This window comes from Streptomyces sp. NRRL WC-3742 (assembly GCF_000720635.1).
GTDB lineage: Bacteria > Actinomycetota > Actinomycetes > Streptomycetales > Streptomycetaceae > Kitasatospora.
This window is the reverse complement of record NZ_JOCF01000001.1, coordinates 63,803-82,653: the sequence shown is the minus strand read 5'-3', so window position 1 is coordinate 82,653 and position 18,851 is coordinate 63,803. Positions and strand designations below refer to the sequence as shown.

The window sequence follows — 18,851 nt, the reverse complement described above, 5'->3', positions numbered from 1 at the left end:
GATATGAGCACCATTGACATCCTGTCGCCGGCTGGCGACAAGACCGGCAGCCTCGAGCTGCCGGCCGAGATCTTCGACGCGAAGGTCAGCGTTCCGCTGATGCACCAGGTCGTCGTGGCGCAGCTCGCTGCGGCCCGTCAGGGCACCCACAAGACCAAGACTCGTGGCGAGGTCCGCGGTGGCGGCAAGAAGCCGTACCGCCAGAAGGGCACCGGCCGCGCCCGTCAGGGCTCGACCCGTGCGCCGCAGTTCGCCGGCGGTGGCGTTGTGCACGGTCCCGTGCCGCGCGACTACTCGCAGCGGACCCCGAAGAAGATGATCGCCGCCGCCCTGCGCGGTGCGCTCACCGACCGGGCCCGCCACAACCGCATTCACGTCGTCACCGGCGTGACCGCGACCGAGGCGCCGTCGACCAAGGCCGCCAAGAGCCTGTTCGGCAAGATCACCGAGCGCAAGAACGTCCTCCTGGTCGTCGAGCGCGAGGACGAGCTGGGCCTGAAGTCCGCTCGCAACCTGCCGCACGTGCACATCCTGGACGCCGGTCAGCTGAACACCTACGACGTGCTCGTCTCCGACGATGTGGTCTTCACCCAGGCCGCCTTCGAGCGTTTCGTGGCCGGTCCGGCCGCGTCCGCCAAGGCCGTTGCCGCTGAGGGCGAGCTCGAAGGGAGCGCCGCCTGATGAGCGACGTTACGAGCAAGACGTTCACGGACCCCCGTGACGTCCTGGTGAAGCCGGTCATCTCCGAGAAGAGCTACAGCCTTCTCGACGAGAACAAGTACACGTTCATCGTGTCGCCGGGCGCCAACAAGACCCAGATCAAGCAGGCCGTCGAGGCGGTCTTCTCGGTCAAGGTCGAGGCTGTCAACACGATCAACCGTCAGGGCAAGCGCAAGCGCTCCAAGACGGGCTTTGGCAAGCGCAAGGACACCAAGCGCGCCATCGTGACGCTGGCCGAAGGCAACCGCATCGACATCTTCGGTGGTCCGGTCTCCTGACTCAGGAGATCGTGATCGTCGATTAGGACGAGGACGAGAGAGCCAAATGGGCATCCGCAAGTACAAGCCGACTACGCCGGGCCGTCGTGGCTCCAGCGTGGCCGACTTCGTAGAAATCACGCGGTCCACGCCGGAGAAGTCGCTGGTTCGCCCCCTGCACAGCAAGGGCGGCCGTAACAACGCCGGTCGGATCACCGTTCGCCACCAGGGTGGTGGACACAAGCGCGCCTACCGCGTGATCGACTTCCGTCGTCACGACAAGGACGGCGTGCCGGCCAAGGTCGCGCACATCGAGTACGACCCGAACCGCACCGCGCGCATCGCGCTCCTGCACTACGCGGACGGCGAGAAGCGCTACATCATCGCCCCGCGCGGCATCACCCAGGGTGACCGGATTGAGAACGGCCCCGGCGCCGACATCAAGCCCGGCAACAACCTGCCGCTTCGCAACATCCCGGTCGGTACCACCATCCACGCGGTGGAGCTGCGTCCCGGTGGCGGTGCCAAGATGGCCCGCTCCGCCGGTTCCGGCATCCAGCTGCTGGCGCGTGAGGGCAAGATGGCGCACCTGCGCATGCCCTCCGGTGAGATCCGCCTGGTCGACGCGCGCTGCCGCGCGACCGTCGGCGAGGTCGGCAACGCCGAGCAGTCGAACATCAACTGGGGCAAGGCCGGCCGTATGCGCTGGAAGGGCGTTCGCCCGACCGTGCGTGGTGTGGCCATGAACCCGATCGACCACCCGCACGGTGGTGGTGAGGGTAAGACCTCCGGTGGTCGCCACCCGGTCTCGCCGTGGGGCCAGAAGGAGGGTCGCACCCGTCGCCCGAAGAAGGCGTCGGACGCTCTCATCGTGCGCCGCCGCAAGACCAACAAGAAGCGCTAGGAGCAGGTCAGATGCCGCGCAGTCTCAAGAAGGGCCCCTTCATCGACGGCCACCTTCTCAAGAAGGTGGACGCGCAGAACGAGGCGGGTACCCAGAACGTCATCAAGACCTGGTCCCGTCGTTCCGTGATCTTCCCGGCCATGCTCGGCCACACGATCGCGGTTCACGATGGCCGTAAGCACGTCCCGGTGTTCGTCACCGAGTCGATGGTCGGCCACAAGCTCGGCGAGTTCGCTCCGACCCGCACCTTCCGTGGCCACGTGAAGGATGACCGGAAGTCGAAGCGCCGCTAGAAGGCCCATCAGTGGCCCCTGGCCACTGGGCTGAGCTTGCGCGCCAAGAAGACTCAATGACTTACTCCATTAAGGGGACAACCATGGAAGCCAGGGCACAGGCGCGGTACATCCGCGTGACGCCCATGAAGGCCCGCCGCGTGGTGGACCTCATCCGTGGCATGAATGCCACGGAGGCCCAGGCAGTCCTGCGTTTCGCTCCGCAGGCTGCCACCGTGCCGGTCGGCAAGGTGCTCGACAGCGCCATCGCCAACGCCGCGCACAACTACAACCACTCCAACGTGGAAGACCTCTACATCTCCGAGGCCTACGTTGACGAGGGCCCGACCCTGAAGCGGTTCCGTCCGCGCGCCCAGGGCCGTGCCTACCGGATCCGCAAGCGGACCAGCCACATCACCGTGGTCGTCAGCAGCAAGGAAGGGACCCGGTAATGGGCCAGAAGGTTAACCCGCACGGGTTCCGGCTCGGCATCAGCACGGACTTCAAGTCCCGCTGGTACGCCGACAAGCTGTACAAGGACTACGTCAAGGAAGACGTTGCCATTCGTCGCATGATGACGAAGGGCATGGAGCGCGCCGGCATCTCCAAGGTCGAGATCGAGCGCACCCGCGACCGCGTCCGCGTCGACATCCACACCGCTCGTCCGGGCATCGTCATCGGTCGCCGCGGCGCGGAGGCCGACAAGATCCGGGGCAACCTGGAGAAGCTGACCGGCAAGCAGGTCCAGCTGAACATCCTCGAGGTCAAGAACCCCGAGCTGGACGCCCAGCTCGTGGCTCAGGGCGTCGCGGAGCAGCTGTCCTCCCGCGTGTCCTTCCGCCGTGCCATGCGCAAGTCGATGCAGGGCACCATGAAGTCCGGCGCCAAGGGCATCAAGGTCCAGTGCTCCGGTCGTCTCGGCGGCGCCGAGATGAGCCGTTCGGAGTTCTACCGCGAGGGCCGTGTGCCGCTGCACACCCTCCGCGCGAACGTCGACTACGGCTTCTTCGAGGCCAAGACGACCTTCGGCCGCATCGGTGTGAAGGTCTGGATCTACAAGGGCGACGTCAAGAACATCGCCGAGGTCCGCGCTGAGAACGCCGCTGCCCGCTCGGGTAACCGCCCGGCCCGTCCCGAGGGTGGTCGTCCCGCCCGCGGTGGCGAGCGCCGTGGTGGCGAGCGCGGTGGCCGTGGCCGTCGTCCCGCCGCTGCCGAGGCTCAGGCCCCGGCTGCCGTCGAGGCTCCGGCTGCCGAGAACACCGGAACGGAGGCCTGACCCCAATGCTGATCCCCCGCAGGGTCAAGCACCGCAAGCAGCACCACCCGAAGCGCCGCGGCGCTGCGAAGGGTGGCACCGAGCTGGCGTTCGGCCAGTACGGCATCCAGGCCGTGACCCCGGCCTACGTGACGAACCGACAGATCGAGTCCGCTCGTATCGCGATCACCCGTCACATCCGTCGTGGCGGCAAGGTCTGGATCAACATCTACCCGGACCGCCCGCTCACCAAGAAGCCGGCCGAGACCCGCATGGGTTCCGGTAAGGGTTCGCCGGAGTGGTGGATCGCGAACGTGCACCCGGGTCGGGTCATGTTCGAGCTGTCGTACCCGAACGAGAAGACTGCGCGCGAGGCGCTCACGCGTGCCGCGCACAAGCTTCCGATGAAGTGCCGGATCGTCCGGCGCGAGGACGGTGAAAGCTGATGTCGGCCGCTACCAAGGCTGCTGAGCTTCGTCAGCTGGACAACGAGGCCCTCGTTGCCAAGCTTCGCGAGGCCAAGGAGGAGCTGTTCAACCTCCGCTTCCAGGCGGCGACCGGGCAGCTCGACAACCACGGCCGGCTCAAGCTGGTCCGTAAGGACATCGCGCGGATCTACACCCTGATGCGCGAGCGCGAGCTGGGCATCGAGACGGTGGAGAACGCCTGATGACTGAGAACACCAACGAGACGCGCGGTTTCCGCAAGACCCGTGAGGGTCTCGTCGTCAGCGACAAGATGGACAAGACCGTCGTCGTCGCCGTCGAGGACCGCGTCAAGCACGCGCTGTACGGCAAGGTCATCCGCCGTACCAACAAGCTGAAGGCGCACGACGAGCAGAACGCGTGCGGTGTCGGCGACCGTGTCCTCCTCATGGAGACCCGGCCGCTGTCCGCGACGAAGCGCTGGCGCGTCGTCGAGATCCTCGAGAAGGCCAAGTAACGAAGTTGATGCGGTACGGCCGTATGTGCACCGGGCTCCCTGTGAGCGCCGGTGTGAGCAGCGGCCGGCCCGTCAGCTCTCGTTGACGATCAGGAGAAAGCTGTGATCCAGCAGGAGTCGCGACTGCGCGTCGCCGACAACACGGGCGCGAAGGAAATCCTTTGCATCCGCGTTCTCGGTGGCTCCGGTCGCCGCTACGCCGGTATCGGGGACGTCATCGTCGCCACCGTCAAGGACGCGATCCCCGGCGGTTCGGTGAAGAAGGGTGACGTCGTCAAGTGCGTCGTCGTCCGTACCGTGAAGTCGCGCCGTCGTCCCGACGGTTCGTACATCCGGTTCGACGAGAACGCCGCCGTCGTCCTCAAGAACACCGAGGGTGACCCCCGTGGTACCCGCATCTTCGGCCCGGTGGGCCGCGAGCTGCGCGACAAGAAGTTCATGAAGATCATCTCGCTGGCGCCGGAGGTGCTCTAACCCATGGCGAACAGCATGAAGATCAAGAAGGGTGACCTGGTCCAGGTCATCACCGGCAAGGACAAGGGCAAGCAGGGCAAGGTCATCCAGGCCATGCCGGCTGAGAACAAGGTCCTGGTCGAGGGTGTCAACCGGGTCAAGAAGCACACCAAGCCGGGCCCGGGCACCCAGGGTGGCATTGTCACCGTCGAGGCTCCCGTGCACGTCTCCAACGTCCAGCTGGTCGTGGAGAAGGACGGCAAGAAGGTCGTCACCCGCGTTGGTTACCGCTTCGACGACGAGGGCAACAAGATCCGCGTTGCCAAGCGAACCGGTGAGGACATCTGATGTCTGAGACGTCTGTTGAGAAGGTGACCCCCCGTCTCAAGGAGCGTTACAACTCCGAGATCAAGGGTCAGCTGCAGGAGCAGTTCTCGTACGAGAACGTCATGCTGACGCCCGGCCTGGTCAAGGTCGTCGTCAACATGGGTGTCGGCGAGGCCGCCCGTGACAGCAAGCTGATCGAGGGCGCGATCCGCGACCTGACCGCGATCACCGGTCAGAAGCCGGCCGTGACCAAGGCTCGTAAGTCCATCGCGCAGTTCAAGCTGCGCGAGGGCCAGCCGATCGGCACCCACGTCACCCTCCGTGGTGACCGCATGTGGGAGTTCCTGGACCGTCTGGTGTCGCTGGCTCTGCCGCGTATCCGTGACTTCCGTGGCCTCTCCCCGAAGCAGTTCGACGGCCGTGGCAACTACACCTTCGGTCTGACCGAGCAGGTTATGTTCCACGAGATCGACCAGGACAAGGTCGACCGTCAGCGCGGTATGGACATCACCGTCGTGACCACCGCTCAGACCGACGACGAGGGCCGGGCGCTCCTGCGCGCTCTGGGCTTCCCGTTCAAGGAGGCGTGAGCCAATGGCGAAGAAGTCCCTCATCGCGAAGGCCGAGAGGAAGCCGAAGTTCGGCGTCCGGGCCTACACCCGGTGCCAGCGCTGCGGTCGTCCGCACTCGGTGTACCGCAAGTTCGGCCTGTGCCGTGTGTGCCTCCGTGAGATGGCGCACCGCGGCGAGCTGCCGGGCGTGACCAAGAGCTCCTGGTAATCCCAGGTTCTAGGCACACCAGCGACGCAGAGGTGCCCGATCCCACAGGGCCCATTTTTGGGCTGCCGTACGGATTCCCGTAAGGTAGTGGGGTCGGGCCCCCTGCCACGGCTTCCCCATGGACGCCAGTGGCCCTCCAAGAGAGGGCTCGCACCCAGTCTTACGACGCCGCAGGTCCCCTGCGTCTGTGCCCCTGCCGCACTCCTCGGAGTGCGGCGGGGGGACCTGGCGCGGAGAAACCACGGCGAGAGAGGCCTGAGGCCATCATGACCATGACCGACCCCATCGCAGACATGCTCACGCGTCTGCGTAACGCGAACTCGGCGTACCACGATTCCGTGGCGATGCCGGCCAGCAAGATCAAGGCGCACGTCGCCCAGATCCTGCAGCAGGAGGGTTACATCTCCTCCTACAAGGTTGAGGAGCCCGTCGAGGGCGAGGTCGGCAAGAAGCTGACCATCGAGCTCAAGTTCGGCCCCAACCGTGAGCGCTCCATCGCCGGCATCAAGCGCATCAGCAAGCCGGGTCTGCGCGTTTACGCAAAGTCCACCAACCTGCCGAAGGTTCTCGGCGGCCTGGGCGTGGCGATCATCTCCACGTCCTCCGGCCTCCTGACCGACAAGCAGGCCGCCAAGAAGGGCGTAGGCGGAGAAGTTCTCGCCTACGTCTGGTAATTCGGGAAACGGAGGTACAGCAATGTCGCGCATTGGACGGCTGCCCATCCAGGTCCCCGCTGGCGTGGACGTCACCATCGATGGCCAGGCGGTCTCGGTGAAGGGCCCGAAGGGCTCGCTCACCCACGTTGTCGCCGCGCCGATCGAGATCGGTAAGGGCGAGGACGGCACCCTGTTCGTCACCCGCCCGAACGACGAGCGTATGTCGAAGGCCCTGCACGGCCTTTCCCGCACGCTGGTGGCGAACATGATCACCGGCGTGACCGCGGGCTACCGCAAGTCGCTGGAGATCAGCGGTGTCGGCTACCGAGTTCTGGCGAAGGGCTCCGACATGGAGTTCCAGCTGGGCTACAGCCACCCGATCCTCGTCGAGGCCCCCGAGGGCATCTCCTTCGTCGTCGAGTCGGCCACCAAGTTCCACGTGGACGGCATCGACAAGCAGAAGGTCGGCGAGGTCGCTGCGAAGATCCGCAAGCTGCGCAAGCCCGACCCGTACAAGGCCAAGGGCGTCAAGTACGCGGGCGAGGTCATCCGCCGCAAGGTCGGAAAGAGTGGTAAGTAAGCGATGAGTGTCTCTGTCAAGATCGGCAAGGGCAACGCCTACAAGAGCGCCGCTCGCAAGCGCCGCGCGATCCGGGTTCGCAAGCGCGTCGTCGGCACCGAGGTGCGTCCGCGCCTCGTCGTGACGCGTTCGAACCGTCACATGGTCGCCCAGGTCATCGACGACGCCAAGGGTCACACCCTGGCGTCGGCGTCCACCCTCGACGTGTCCATCAAGGGCACCGAGGGCGACAAGACCGAGCTGGCCAAGAAGGTCGGGAGCCTGGTCGCCGAGCGCGCCAAGGCCGCCGGCATCGAGTCGGTCGTCTTCGACCGCGCGGGCAACCGGTACGCCGGCCGCATCGCCGCCCTGGCGGACGCGGCCCGCGAGGCCGGGCTCGACTTCTAAGCCGCTCGTCGACTCTGTCGGCGGACGTAATCGAGAGAGGTAATTCCAATGGCTGGACCCCAGCGCCGCGGTAGCGGCGCCGGCGGCGGCACCGGTGGCGAGCGGCGTGACCGTAAGCGTGACGACCGGGGCAACGCCCCCGCCGTCGAGAAGACCGCTTACGTCGAGCGCGTCGTCGCGATCAACCGTGTCGCCAAGGTTGTCAAGGGTGGTCGTCGTTTCTCCTTCACCGCGCTGGTCGTGGTGGGCGATGGCGATGGCACCGTGGGTGTCGGTTACGGGAAGGCGAAGGAGGTTCCGGCCGCCATCGCCAAGGGTGTTGAGGAGGCCAAGAAGAACTTCTTCAAGGTCCCCCGTATCCAGGGCACCATCCCGCACCCCATCCAGGGTGAGAAGGCCGCCGGCGTCGTGCTCCTGAAGCCCGCCGCCCCCGGTACCGGTGTTATCGCCGGTGGTCCGGTGCGCGCCGTCCTGGAGTGCGCCGGCATCCACGACATCCTGTCGAAGTCGCTCGGCTCGGACAACGCGATCAACATCGTGCACGCCACCGTGGCTGCTCTGAAGGGCCTCGTGCGCCCCGAGGAGATCGCCGCTCGTCGTGGCCTGCCGCTGGAGGACGTGGCCCCCGCCGCTCTGCTGCGGGCGCGTGCTGCTGGGGTGAGCGCCTGATGGCTCGCCTGAAGATCACGCAGACCAAGTCGTACATCGGCAGCAAGCAGAACCACCGTGACACCCTGCGTTCGCTTGGTCTCAAGCGCATGCACGACGTCGTGGTGAAGGAGGACCGTCCCGAGATCCGCGGGATGGCCCACACGGTCCGTCACCTGGTGACGGTTGAGGAGGTGGACTGATCATGGGCGAGAACCCGATCAAGATCCACAACCTGCGTCCCGCCCCTGGTGCCAAGACCGACAAGATCCGTGTCGGTCGTGGTGAGGGCTCCAAGGGTAAGACCGCTGGTCGTGGTACCAAGGGCACCAAGGCCCGCTACCAGGTTCCGCAGCGCTTCGAGGGTGGCCAGATGCCCCTCCACATGCGCCTGCCGAAGCTGAAGGGCTTCAAGAACCCCTTCAAGGTGACCTTCCAGGTCGTCAACCTCGACAAGCTGGCCGAGCTCTACCCGCAGGGTGGAGAGGTCACCGTCGAGGACCTGGTCGCCAAGGGCGCGGTTCGCAAGAACTCGCTCGTCAAGGTGCTCGGCACCGGCGACATCGCGGTTGCCCTGCAGGTGACGGTCGACGCCGTCTCCGGCTCGGCCGCCGAGAAGATCACCGCCGCCGGCGGTACGGTCACCGAGCTCATCTGAGCCCGCTGACAACCGGCTTCGGGCCCCGCACCTCCTCCGGGAGGTGCGGGGCTCTCGGCGTTCTCGGCCCGTTCACGGGTGACCGGAAACCCGCCCGCTCCGGCCGTCGTTCTTTTGTGTGGCAAATCCGGGCATCCCGTACCCCGTGAGTGGGGGAGTCCCGGCTCACGCTTCTTCGGAGTGGCTGCGCACTGTTAGAGTCCGTGGAGTTCCCTTGTAGGCTGCGCGTAGGCTCGCCTGTGCCGTCTGTACGGGAGCTCCGAACCGCAAACTCCCCCCATTCAGGACCGACCCTCCCGCCGACGACGTGCGGGAGGCGCAGGAGGCACCGTGCTCAGTGCGTTCGCGCGGGCGTTCCAGACGCCCGACCTGCGCAAGAAGCTGCTGTTCACGCTGGGCATCATGGTGCTGTTCCGGCTGGGCTCGCACATCCCGATCCCCGGAGTCAACTTCGAGGCGGTCAACGTCTGTGTGAGTGACTCCAAGAAGAACGGCCTGTTCGGGCTCGTCAACCTGTTCAGCGGTGGCGCGCTGCTCCAGCTGACGATCTTCGCGCTCGGCATCATGCCGTACATCACGGCCAGCATCATCCTCCAGCTCCTCACCGTCGTGATCCCGCGGCTCGAGGCGCTGAAGAAGGAGGGGCAGGCCGGCCAGGCGAAGATCACGCAGTACACCCGCTACCTGACCATCGCGCTCGCCATCCTCCAGGGGACCGGCATCGTCGCGACGGCCTCCAGTGGCGCGCTGTTCTCGGGCTGCCCGGTGGCGAACGAGATCGTGCCGGAGACGGGCGTCTTCCGGATCGCCGTCATGGTGATCACGATGACCGCCGGCACCTCGGTGATCATGTGGCTCGGTGAGCTGATCACCGACCGCGGCATCGGCAACGGCATGTCGCTGCTGATCTTCACCTCGATCGCCGCGCAGTTCCCGTCCTCGCTGTGGAACATCAAGCAGTCGGGCACCATCGGCGGCGGCTGGGTCGAGTTCCTCTCGGTCATCGCGGTCGGCGTGATCGTTGTGATGCTCGTCATCTTCGTCGAGCAGGCACAGCGCCGGATCCCGGTGCAGTACGCGAAGCGCATGATCGGGCGCCGCGCCTTCGGCGGCACCTCGACCTACATCCCGCTCAAGGTGAACCAGGCCGGTGTCATCCCGGTCATCTTCGCCTCGTCGCTGCTGTACATCCCGGCCCTGGTGGTCCAGCTGACCAACAGCCAGTCCGGGTGGGCCGTGTGGGTCAGCCGCCACTTCGTCAAGGGCGACCACCCGATCTACATGGCCACGTACTTCCTGCTGATCGTCTTCTTCGCCTTCTTCTACGTCGCCATCTCCTTCAACCCCGAAGAAGTTGCCGACAATATGAAGAAGTATGGTGGGTTCATCCCGGGCATCCGGGCCGGCCGCCCGACGGCCGAGTACCTGAACTACGTGCTGACCCGAATCACGTGGCCGGGTTCGCTCTACCTGGGCCTGATCGCGTTGATCCCGATGATCGCCCTGGTCGCCTTCGGACAGCAGACCAACTTCCCGTTCGGCGGCACCAGCGTGCTCATCGTCGTCGGCGTCGGACTCGAAACTGTGAAGCAGATCGAGAGCCAGCTCCAGCAGCGCAATTACGAAGGGTTCCTCCGCTGATGCGTATCGTCCTCGTTGGTCCTCCCGGGGCCGGGAAGGGTACTCAGGCGCACCTGCTCGCCAAGACCCTGTCCATTCCCCACATCTCCACCGGAGACCTGTTCCGCGCCAACATCGGTCAGGGCACCCCGCTGGGGCTCGAGGCCAAGAGCTACATGGACGCGGGTCGCCTGGTGCCGGATGAGGTCACCATCGGGATGGCCAAGGACCGCATGCTCCAGGCGGACGCCGAGGGCGGCTTCCTGCTCGACGGCTTCCCCCGCAACCTGGGCCAGGCCAAGGCGCTGGACGAGTTCCTCGCCGAGCAGGGCATCCAGCTGGACGGCGTGCTGGACCTGGAGGTCCCCGAGGACGAGGTCGTGCGCCGCATCGCCGGTCGCCGGCTGTGCCGCAACGACGGGGGCCACGTGTACCACGTGGACTACAACCCGCCGAAGGTCGAGGGCGTCTGCGACGAGTGCGGCGGCGAGCTGTACCAGCGCTCGGACGACACCGAGGACAAGGTGCGCACGCGCCTGGAGGTCTACCACACGGAGACCGAGCCGATCATCGACTACTACGTCCAGCAGGGCCTGGTGGCGACGATCTCGGCCCTCGGCAAGGTGGACGAGGTCACCTCGCGTGCGATCGAGGCGCTGAAGCAGGACAACTGAGTTTCCGGCGTACCCGTACGGCCGCGCTCCCCGCTCCCGGGGCAGCGCGGCCGTACGGCGTCGTACGGTGGTAGACAGTGGCAAAACGGAACGTGGAAGGCGTGACCAGATGGTGGAGATCAAGACCCCCGACCAGATCGCGAAGATGCGAGCGGCCGGGCTGGTCGTCGCCGAGGCCCTCAAGGCGTGCCGGGAGGCCGTCGCTCCGGGGGTGACGACCCAGGAGCTCAACGACATCGCCGACAAGGTGATCACGGACCACGGCGCGACCTCGAACTTCCGGGCGCACCACGGCGGGCTCTGGTTCCCGGGCGTGATCTGCGCCTCGGTGAACAACGAGGTCGTCCACGGCATCCCGGGGGAGCGGGTGCTCCAGGAGGGCGACGTCATCTCGATCGACTGCGGCGCGATCCTGGACGGCTGGCACGGCGACGCGGCGATCACCGTCGCGGTCGGCGAGGTCCGCCCCGAGGTCGAGATGCTGAGCCGGGTGACCGAGGGCTCGATGTGGGCCGGCATCGCCCAGATGAAGAAGAACAACCGCCTGGTCGACGTCTCCAAGGCGATCGAGGGCTACATCCGCCGCCAGCCGCTGCCGCCCAAGGGCAAGTGGGGCATCACGGAGGGCTACGGCGGCCACGGCATCGGCACCGCGATGCACATGGAGCCGCACGTGCTGAACTACGTGGAGCGCGGCCGCGGCAAGGGCCCCAAGCTCGTCCCCGGCACCGTGCTGGCGATCGAGCCGATGGTCTCGCTCGGCACCCCGCACACCACCGTGCTGGAGGACGACTGGACGGTCGTCACCAACGACGGCACCTGGGCCTCGCACTGGGAGCACTCGGTGGCCGTGACGGAGGAGGGCCCGCTGGTCCTGACCGCCTTCGACGGAGGCCGGGCGGAGCTCGCCAAGCTGGGCATCACCGCAGCTCCGGACCCCTTGGCGTAGTCGTCGCGCAGTCGGTCGGGGCCCCAACTGCCCCGTCTGACAAGGGATCAGAGCCCTGGAGGTTTGGACCTCCAGGGCTTTTGTCCTATTTTTATCGGCGGGCAGAGGCAGTTCGGGTTAGCGAGCGAGCAGGAGAGAGTACGTGCTCAAGGGATTCCGCGACTTCATGATGCGCGGCAACGTCGTCGACATGGCCGTCGGTGTGGTCATCGGCGCCGCGTTCACCGCGGTGGTGACCGGCTTCGTGTCGGCCTTCCTCACCCCGCTGGTGGGCGTGGTGGTCGGCGCGGCCGGCGACTTCAGCTCCTACAAGGCCGAGATAGCCGGGGTGAAGTTCCCCTACGGCCAGTTCCTGAACGTCCTGATCGCCTTCTTCATGACCGCGGCGGTGCTGTACTTCTGCATCGTGCTGCCGATCACCAAGGCGACCGCGCGCTACATGCCCAAGAAGCCGGCCGCGCCCAAGCGCCCGTGCCCGGAGTGCCTGACCGAGATCCCCGTGGCCGCCCGCCGCTGCTCGGCCTGCACCGCCCACGTGGAGCCCCTGACGGTCTCCGTGGGCTTCTGACCGGCGGTGTGACGGTGGTCGCCTTCCGGGACCCCGGTTTTGGTCCACCCGGAGCGCTGGCGTAGGATGGACCGTCGGCTCACTCGTAGCGTGCTTCGGCACGCCCTCTTCCCCGCGGGGACGGGGTGGACCCAGGTTCGCACGAGCGTGCCGCATACGGTAGCCGGTCCCGGAAGGTGGATCTCGCAGTTCATGGCTAAGAAGCAAGGCGCCATTGAGATCGAGGGCACCGTGATCGAGTCTCTTCCGAACGCGATGTTCAAGGTCGAGCTGCAGAACGGTCACAAGGTCCTCGCGCACATCAGCGGCAAGATGCGCATGCACTACATCCGCATCCTGCCGGACGACCGGGTCGTCGTGGAGCTCAGCCCCTACGACCTCACGCGCGGTCGGATCGTCTACCGCTACAAGTAAAGTCACATCACCGCCTAACGGCGGTGGCGTCAGATCTAGACCCGGAGAACCTGAACATGAAGGTCAAGCCGAGCGTCAAGAAGATCTGCGACAAGTGCAAGGTGATCCGCCGCCACGGCCGGGTCATGGTGATCTGCGACAACCTGCGCCACAAGCAGCGCCAGGGCTGATCGTCCCCCCGCATTTCTCGTAGTACTTCGCGCGACGCGAAAACGTCATAAGCGGGCCATCCGATCCGTCCCACCCGGGACGGACTGCCGCCCCCGGCGCAGAGGCCGGGGCTCCCTCATCGAGAGATGAAGGAGTAGGTGGCACGCCAGACCTCTGAAGAACCACAGGAGCCATGAATGGCACGCCTCGCCGGCGTTGATCTCCCCCGTGAGAAGCGGATCGAGATCGCCCTCACCTACGTGTACGGCATCGGTCGTACCCGCGCCCAGCAGACCCTGGCCGAGACCGGTGTCAACCCGGATGTCCGCGTTCGCGACATCACCGAGGAAGACCTCGTCAAGCTGAGCCAGTACATCGACGCCAACTACACGGTCGAGGGTGACCTCCGCCGTGAGGTCGCCTCCGACATCCGCCGCAAGGTCGAGATCGGTTGCTACGAGGGTCTGCGTCACCGCCGGGGCCTGCCGGTCCGCGGCCAGCGCACCCACACCAACGCGCGTACCCGCAAGGGCCCGCGTCGCGCGATCGCCGGTAAGAAGAAGCCGGGCAAGAAGTAGTCCGTCCCGTAACCGGACATCCCTCCGGCCCGCGGGTCAGCGGACCGACCACCTCAGTAGGAGAACAGACTTATGCCCCCCAAGGGTCGTCAGGCTGCCGGCGCGAAGAAGATCCGCCGCAAGGAAAAGAAGAACGTCGCTCACGGTCACGCGCACATCAAGAGCACGTTCAACAACACCATCGTTTCGATCACCGACCCCGCGGGCAACGTGATCTCCTGGGCCTCCGCCGGTCACGTCGGCTTCAAGGGCTCGCGCAAGTCCACCCCGTTCGCCGCGCAGATGGCCGCCGAGGCCGCTGCCCGTCGCGCGCAGGAGCACGGCATGCGCAAGGTTGACGTCTTCGTGAAGGGTCCGGGCTCCGGCCGCGAGACCGCGATCCGTTCGCTCCAGGCCACGGGCCTGGAGGTCGGCTCGATCCAGGACGTCACCCCCACCCCGCACAACGGCTGCCGTCCGCCGAAGCGCCGCCGCGTCTGACGCAGCGCCTTCGGGCACGCGGGTCCTGCTTTAAACCACGTACGGGGTCTCGTTTTCTGCGGGACCCCGTACGCTTGGTCCTGTCGGCATCAAATAGTGGGTGCCGAAGACAACTGGAGGAACATCCCCCATGCTTATCGCTCAGCGCCCCTCGCTGACCGAAGAGGTCGTCGACGAGTTCCGCTCGCGGTTCGTGATCGAGCCGCTGGAGCCGGGCTTCGGCTACACCCTCGGCAACTCCCTGCGCCGCACGCTCCTGTCGTCGATCCCGGGTGCCGCTGTCACCAGCATCCGCATCGACGGCGTCCTGCACGAGTTCACCACCGTGCCGGGCGTCAAGGAGGACGTGACCGACCTCATCCTCAACATCAAGCAGCTGGTCGTCTCCTCGGAGCACGACGAGCCGGTCGTGATGTACCTGCGCAAGCAGGGTCCGGGTGTCGTCACCGCCGCCGACATCGCCCCGCCGGCGGGTGTCGAGGTGCACAACCCCGAGCTGGTCCTCGCCACGCTGAACGGCAAGGGCAAGCTGGAGATGGAGCTGACTGTCGAGCGCGGTCGCGGCTACGTCTCCGCCGTGCAGAACAAGGCTTCCGGCCAGGAGATCGGCCGCATCCCGGTCGACTCGATCTACAGCCCCGTGCTGAAGGTCACCTACAAGGTCGAGGCCACCCGTGTCGAGCAGCGGACCGACTTCGACAAGCTGATCGTCGACGTCGAGACCAAGCCCGCCATGCGTCCCCGCGACGCCATGGCCTCGGCCGGCAAGACCCTGGTGGAGCTGTTCGGTCTCGCCCGCGAGCTGAACATCGACGCCGAGGGCATCGACATGGGCCCGTCCCCGACGGACGCCGCCCTGGCCGCCGACCTGGCGCTGCCGATCGAGGAGCTGGAGCTCACGGTCCGCTCCTACAACTGCCTCAAGCGCGAGGGCATCCACACCGTGGGTGAGCTCGTCGCCCGCTCCGAGGCCGACCTGCTCGACATCCGCAACTTCGGTGCGAAGTCGATCGACGAGGTCAAGGCGAAGCTGGCCGGCATGGGCCTGGCCCTCAAGGACAGCCCGCCCGGATTCGACCCGACCGCCGCCGCCGACGCCTTCGGCGCCGACGACCTGGACGACGCGGGTTACGCGGAGACCGAGCAGTACTGAGAGACTTGACCGCGGGGCGGTTCCCCGGAACCGCCCCGCTGTCGTGAAAGTCGTGCGGGCACAGTGCCCGTACGCCCGCTGCGGTACCTGGTACGGCCGCAGTCGGAGATTCGAGGAGTAATTCCATGCCGCGTCCCACCAAGGGTGCCCGCCTCGGCGGCGGCCCGCACCACGAGCCGCTGCTGCTCGCCGGTCTGTGCCGGGAGCTCTTCCAGCACGGCCGCATCACCACGACCGAGGCCAAGGCCCGTCGGATGCGCCCGCTGGCCGAGAAGCTGATCACCAAGGCGAAGAAGGGCGACCTGCACAACCGTCGCCTGGTGCGTAAGACCATCACCGACGTGTCGGTCCTGCACACCCTCTTCACCGAGATCGCGCCGCGCTACGAGAACCGCCCGGGTGGTTACACCCGTATCACCAAGATCGGTCCCCGTCGTGGCGACAACGCCCCGATGGCCGTGATCGAGCTGGTCGAGGCGCTCACCGTCGCGCAGAACGCCGTCGGCGAGGCCGAGGCCGCCACCAAGCGTGCCGTCAAGGAGGCCGACGCCAAGGTCGAGGCCACCGAGACCACCGAGGTCGAGGCCGCCGAGCAGGCGTGACACCGTCAGGTGTTCGCGGGCCCGCTTCCCCATCCGTGGGGGAGCGGGCCCGTCCCGTGTCCGGGGACGTTCCAGGGAGAAGTGGGAAGCAGTGCTCAACGATTGCGCCGAGCAGCCGCCGGTGAAGGACGGCCCGGCCGACGGGTACGTCCGGGTGCGGCTCGATCTCGCCTACCAGGGCGCCGAGTTCTCCGGCTGGGCCCGGCAGAAGGGCGGCCGCCGTACCGTCCAGGAGGAGATCGAGAGCGCGCTGCAGATCGTCACCCGCAGCTCCGAGCTCTTCCCGTTGACCGTCGCCGGCCGCACCGACGCCGGGGTGCACGCCCGCGGCCAGGTCGCCCACGTCGACCTGCCGGCCGAGCTGTGGGAGGCCCACCGGGAGAAGCTGCTGCGGCGCCTCGCCGGCCGGCTCCCCGGGGACGTGCGGATCTACCGGGTCGGCGAGGCGCCGGCCGGGTTCGACGCCCGCTTCTCGGCGATCTGGCGCCGCTACGCCTACCGCGTCGCCGACCACCCCGGCGGCGTCGACCCGCTGCTGCGCGGGCACGTGCTCTGGCACGACCGGCCCCTGGACGTCGAGAAGATGAACGCCGCGGCGAAGCTGCTGCTCGGCGAGCACGACTTCGCGGCGTACTGCAAGAAGCGCGAGGGCGCCACCACCATCCGCACCCTGCTGGAGCTGCACTGGGACCGCGTCCCGGTGGACGCCTACGCGAGCCAGGAGGGCTCGCTCGCGGTCGCCACCGTCCGGGCCGACGCCTTCTGCCACAACATGGTCCGGGCGCTGGTCGGCGCGATGCTGCTGGTCGGCGACGGGCACCGGCCGGTGGAGTTCCCCGGCGAGGTGCTGGCGGGCGGCGTGCGCAACTCCGCAGTCAACGTGATCCGGCCGTACGGGCTGACGCTGGAGGAGGTCGGCTACCCGCCGGACGACCAGCTGGCCGAGCGCAACCGGCAGGCCCGCCGCATGCGCACCCTGCCGGGGCAGCCGGCGGCCGTCGGTTAATCGGTTTTGGCCCGGCGCGTCCGCTTGGGACAATCGTCCGCATGGGACACGTCGAGATTTCGCACCTTGAGTACTACCTGCCGGACGGGCGGGTGCTGTTCGACGACGCGTCCTTCCGGGTCGGCGAGGGCTCCGCGGTCGCCCTGGTCGGCGCCAACGGGGCCGGGAAGACCACCCTGCTGCGCATGATCGCGGGCGACATCCAGCCGCACGGCGGCTCGGTGACGATCAGCGGCGGGCTCGGCGTGATGCGCCAGTTCGTCGGCACCACCGGCCGCGAGGACCAGCAGAACACCCCGGGCGCCCTGCCCGCCGACGCCTCGGTGCGCGACCTGCTGGTCTCCGTCGCCCCCGAGCGCATCGCCGTCGCCGCCCGCGCGGTGGACGCGGCCGAGCTGGCCATGATCGCCCAGGACGACGAGAAGACGCAGATGGCCTACGCCCAGGCGCTCTCCGACTGGGCCGACGTCGGCGGCTACGACTACGAGACCGACTGGGACGTCTGCACCACGGCGGCCCTGGGCGTGCCCTTCGACAAGGCCCAGTGGCGCGGCCTGAACACCCTCTCCGGCGGCGAGCAGAAGCGCCTGGTCCTGGAGGCCCTGCTGCGGGGCCCCGAAGAGGTGCTGCTGCTCGACGAGCCCGACAACTACCTGGACGTCCCGGCCAAGCGCTGGCTGGAGGAGGCCATCAAGGCCACCTCGAAGACCGTGTTGTACATCTCGCACGACCGCGAGCTGCTGTCGAAGACCGCCGACAAGATCATCTCCGTGGAGTCCGGCGCGGCCGGCAGCAGCGTCTGGGTGCACGGCGGCGGCTTCGACTCCTTCCACGAGGCCCGCAAGGACCGCTTCGCCCGCTTCGAGGAGCTGGGCCGCCGCTGGGACGAGGAGCACGCCAAGCTCAAGAAGCTCGTCGTCACCCTGCGTCAGGCCGCCGCCGTCAGCCACGCGCTGGCCACCCGCTACGCCGCCGCCCAGACCCGACTCAAGAAGTTCGAGGAGGCCGGACGGCCGGAGGAGCCCCCGCGCGAGCAGAGCATCACCATGCGCCTCAAGGGCGGCCGTACGGGCGTGCGGGCCTTCACCATGGAGCGGCTGGAGCTCACCGGGCTGATGCAGCCCTTCGACCTGGAGGTCTTCTACGGCGAGCGGGTCGGCGTGCTGGGGGCCAACGGCGCCGGCAAGTCGCACCTGCTGCGGCTGCTGGCCGGAGACGAAACCGTGGCGCACAGCGGGAGTTGGAAGCTCGGCGCCCGCGTCGTCCCCGGGCACTTCCGGCAGACCCACGCCCACCCGGAGCTGTTCGGCCGCACCGTCCGCTCGATCATCGAGGAGGAGCACGCGCTCAGCCGCGGCGCCGCGATGGGCGCGCTGCGCCGGTACGAGCTGGACCGGCAGGAGGAGCAGAAGTTCGAGTCGCTGTCCGGCGGGCAGCAGGCCCGGCTGATGATCCTCAAGCTCGAACTCGACGGCGTGACGGCCCTGTTGCTCGACGAGCCGACCGACAACCTGGACCTGGAGAGCGCCGAGGCGCTGCAGGCCGGTCTGGAGGCGTTCGAGGGCACCGTCCTGTGCGTCACCCACGACCGGTGGTTCGCGAAGACCTTCGACCGTTTCCTGGTCTTCGGGGCCGACGGGAAGGTGTTCGAGTCCACCGAACCGGTCTGGGACGTCACCCGGGTCGAGCGCGAACGCTGAGTGACGACGGTGGGCCGGTTCGGGGATTTTTGACCCGTACCGGCCCGCCCGGTAATCTGGACGCTTGATGTGCGTATTGGCTCGCTCTATCTCACGTGAGAGGTCGGTACGCCGGAGA

At 67.3% G+C, this 18,851-nt stretch carries 31 protein-coding genes; all 31 read left to right on the top strand.

From position 1 onward, the window contains the following. Positions 1-3 precede the first annotated feature (3 nt). Complete coding sequence (gene rplD, locus IH61_RS0100425) at positions 4-681, top strand: 50S ribosomal protein L4 (RefSeq protein ID WP_031063053.1); 678 nt, start codon at positions 4-6, stop codon at positions 679-681. Then, complete coding sequence (gene rplW, locus IH61_RS0100420; RefSeq protein WP_030280768.1) at positions 681-998, top strand: 50S ribosomal protein L23; 318 nt, start codon at positions 681-683, stop codon at positions 996-998. The genes rplD and rplW overlap by 1 nt, the downstream gene beginning before the upstream one ends. Before the next feature lie 46 nt (positions 999-1,044). Next, positions 1,045-1,881, top strand: coding sequence for a 50S ribosomal protein L2 (gene rplB, locus IH61_RS0100415; RefSeq protein WP_031063050.1), 837 nt, complete (start codon positions 1,045-1,047; stop codon positions 1,879-1,881). Between the two features lie 11 nt (positions 1,882-1,892). Next, on the top strand, positions 1,893-2,174 hold the full coding sequence (gene rpsS, locus IH61_RS0100410) for a 30S ribosomal protein S19 (protein ID WP_030055821.1): 282 nt from the start codon (positions 1,893-1,895) through the stop codon (positions 2,172-2,174). 83 nt (positions 2,175-2,257) lie between these two features. Further along, complete coding sequence (gene rplV, locus IH61_RS0100405) at positions 2,258-2,605, top strand: 50S ribosomal protein L22 (protein ID WP_031063047.1); 348 nt, start codon at positions 2,258-2,260, stop codon at positions 2,603-2,605. After that, positions 2,605-3,429, top strand: a complete 825-nt coding sequence (rpsC, locus tag IH61_RS0100400; RefSeq protein WP_031063045.1) for a 30S ribosomal protein S3 — start codon at positions 2,605-2,607, stop codon at positions 3,427-3,429. The genes rplV and rpsC overlap by 1 nt, the downstream gene beginning before the upstream one ends. A 5-nt stretch (positions 3,430-3,434) precedes the next feature. Further along, positions 3,435-3,854, top strand: a complete 420-nt coding sequence (rplP, locus tag IH61_RS0100395) for a 50S ribosomal protein L16 (protein ID WP_031063043.1) — start codon at positions 3,435-3,437, stop codon at positions 3,852-3,854. Continuing rightward, positions 3,854-4,078 carry a 50S ribosomal protein L29 gene (rpmC, locus tag IH61_RS0100390; RefSeq protein WP_031063040.1) on the top strand — a complete coding sequence of 75 codons (225 nt, stop codon included), beginning with the start codon at positions 3,854-3,856 and terminating at the stop codon, positions 4,076-4,078. The genes rplP and rpmC overlap by 1 nt, the downstream gene beginning before the upstream one ends. Then, a complete protein-coding gene (rpsQ, locus tag IH61_RS0100385) occupies positions 4,078-4,350 on the top strand; it encodes a 30S ribosomal protein S17 (RefSeq protein ID WP_014136278.1) in 273 nt (90 codons plus the stop codon). Before rpmC ends, rpsQ begins: the two co-directional genes overlap by 1 nt. Positions 4,351-4,452: 102 nt before the next feature. Next, positions 4,453-4,824: a 50S ribosomal protein L14 gene (gene rplN / locus IH61_RS0100380; RefSeq protein ID WP_030055827.1), complete on the top strand. Its 372-nt coding sequence runs from the start codon at positions 4,453-4,455 to the stop codon at positions 4,822-4,824. A 15-nt stretch (positions 4,825-4,839) separates the two neighbouring features. Next, positions 4,840-5,151, top strand: coding sequence for a 50S ribosomal protein L24 (gene rplX, locus IH61_RS0100375; RefSeq protein WP_030232484.1), 312 nt, complete (start codon positions 4,840-4,842; stop codon positions 5,149-5,151). Beyond that, positions 5,151-5,720 carry a 50S ribosomal protein L5 gene (gene rplE, locus IH61_RS0100370; RefSeq protein ID WP_030300393.1) on the top strand — a complete coding sequence of 190 codons (570 nt, stop codon included), beginning with the start codon at positions 5,151-5,153 and terminating at the stop codon, positions 5,718-5,720. Before rplX ends, rplE begins: the two co-directional genes overlap by 1 nt. 4 nt (positions 5,721-5,724) lie before the next feature. Then, positions 5,725-5,910 carry a type Z 30S ribosomal protein S14 gene (locus IH61_RS0100365; RefSeq protein ID WP_030393303.1) on the top strand — a complete coding sequence of 62 codons (186 nt, stop codon included), beginning with the start codon at positions 5,725-5,727 and terminating at the stop codon, positions 5,908-5,910. Between the two features lie 266 nt (positions 5,911-6,176). Then, on the top strand, positions 6,177-6,584 hold the full coding sequence (gene rpsH / locus IH61_RS0100360; RefSeq protein WP_031063036.1) for a 30S ribosomal protein S8: 408 nt from the start codon (positions 6,177-6,179) through the stop codon (positions 6,582-6,584). A 22-nt stretch (positions 6,585-6,606) separates the two neighbouring features. Beyond that, positions 6,607-7,146 carry a 50S ribosomal protein L6 gene (gene rplF, locus IH61_RS0100355; protein WP_031063034.1) on the top strand — a complete coding sequence of 180 codons (540 nt, stop codon included), beginning with the start codon at positions 6,607-6,609 and terminating at the stop codon, positions 7,144-7,146. Between the two features lie 3 nt (positions 7,147-7,149). Next, the gene (gene rplR, locus IH61_RS0100350; protein ID WP_031063032.1) at positions 7,150-7,533 is read left to right on the top strand and encodes a 50S ribosomal protein L18; all 384 of its coding nucleotides are present in this window, start codon (positions 7,150-7,152) and stop codon (positions 7,531-7,533) included. 48 nt (positions 7,534-7,581) lie between these two features. Beyond that, on the top strand, positions 7,582-8,202 hold the full coding sequence (gene rpsE, locus IH61_RS0100345; protein WP_030393306.1) for a 30S ribosomal protein S5: 621 nt from the start codon (positions 7,582-7,584) through the stop codon (positions 8,200-8,202). Continuing rightward, on the top strand, positions 8,202-8,384 hold the full coding sequence (gene rpmD, locus IH61_RS0100340; RefSeq protein ID WP_030055835.1) for a 50S ribosomal protein L30: 183 nt from the start codon (positions 8,202-8,204) through the stop codon (positions 8,382-8,384). Before rpsE ends, rpmD begins: the two co-directional genes overlap by 1 nt. A gap of 2 nt (positions 8,385-8,386) precedes the next feature. Next, a complete protein-coding gene (rplO, locus tag IH61_RS0100335) occupies positions 8,387-8,839 on the top strand; it encodes a 50S ribosomal protein L15 (RefSeq protein WP_031063030.1) in 453 nt (150 codons plus the stop codon). Between the two features lie 330 nt (positions 8,840-9,169). Then, a complete protein-coding gene (gene secY / locus IH61_RS0100330) occupies positions 9,170-10,480 on the top strand; it encodes a preprotein translocase subunit SecY (RefSeq protein WP_031063027.1) in 1,311 nt (436 codons plus the stop codon). After that, positions 10,480-11,133, top strand: coding sequence for an adenylate kinase (locus tag IH61_RS0100325; RefSeq protein ID WP_031063025.1), 654 nt, complete (start codon positions 10,480-10,482; stop codon positions 11,131-11,133). Before secY ends, IH61_RS0100325 begins: the two co-directional genes overlap by 1 nt. 109 nt (positions 11,134-11,242) lie before the next feature. Then, a complete protein-coding gene (map, locus tag IH61_RS0100320; protein ID WP_031063022.1) occupies positions 11,243-12,082 on the top strand; it encodes a type I methionyl aminopeptidase in 840 nt (279 codons plus the stop codon). A 142-nt stretch (positions 12,083-12,224) separates the two neighbouring features. Further along, complete coding sequence (gene mscL, locus IH61_RS0100315) at positions 12,225-12,650, top strand: large conductance mechanosensitive channel protein MscL (RefSeq protein ID WP_031063019.1); 426 nt, start codon at positions 12,225-12,227, stop codon at positions 12,648-12,650. A gap of 192 nt (positions 12,651-12,842) precedes the next feature. After that, on the top strand, positions 12,843-13,064 hold the full coding sequence (gene infA, locus IH61_RS0100310) for a translation initiation factor IF-1 (protein ID WP_003956442.1): 222 nt from the start codon (positions 12,843-12,845) through the stop codon (positions 13,062-13,064). A gap of 56 nt (positions 13,065-13,120) precedes the next feature. Then, positions 13,121-13,234, top strand: coding sequence for a 50S ribosomal protein L36 (rpmJ, locus tag IH61_RS0100305; protein ID WP_003956441.1), 114 nt, complete (start codon positions 13,121-13,123; stop codon positions 13,232-13,234). Between the two features lie 177 nt (positions 13,235-13,411). Then, entirely contained in the window at positions 13,412-13,792 is a 381-nt protein-coding gene (gene rpsM, locus IH61_RS0100300) for a 30S ribosomal protein S13 (RefSeq protein ID WP_031063016.1), read from the top strand. Between the two features lie 72 nt (positions 13,793-13,864). Further along, positions 13,865-14,272: a 30S ribosomal protein S11 gene (rpsK, locus tag IH61_RS0100295; RefSeq protein ID WP_030232513.1), complete on the top strand. Its 408-nt coding sequence runs from the start codon at positions 13,865-13,867 to the stop codon at positions 14,270-14,272. Between the two features lie 130 nt (positions 14,273-14,402). Then, positions 14,403-15,425: a DNA-directed RNA polymerase subunit alpha gene (locus tag IH61_RS0100290; RefSeq protein WP_030055844.1), complete on the top strand. Its 1,023-nt coding sequence runs from the start codon at positions 14,403-14,405 to the stop codon at positions 15,423-15,425. 125 nt (positions 15,426-15,550) lie between these two features. Next, complete coding sequence (gene rplQ / locus IH61_RS0100285; RefSeq protein WP_031063013.1) at positions 15,551-16,027, top strand: 50S ribosomal protein L17; 477 nt, start codon at positions 15,551-15,553, stop codon at positions 16,025-16,027. Positions 16,028-16,118: 91 nt separating this feature from the next. After that, positions 16,119-17,033 carry a tRNA pseudouridine(38-40) synthase TruA gene (truA, locus tag IH61_RS0100280; protein WP_051836044.1) on the top strand — a complete coding sequence of 305 codons (915 nt, stop codon included), beginning with the start codon at positions 16,119-16,121 and terminating at the stop codon, positions 17,031-17,033. 41 nt (positions 17,034-17,074) lie between these two features. Next, positions 17,075-18,733 carry an ABC-F family ATP-binding cassette domain-containing protein gene (locus IH61_RS0100275; RefSeq protein ID WP_031063007.1) on the top strand — a complete coding sequence of 553 codons (1,659 nt, stop codon included), beginning with the start codon at positions 17,075-17,077 and terminating at the stop codon, positions 18,731-18,733. Positions 18,734-18,851 lie beyond the last annotated feature (118 nt).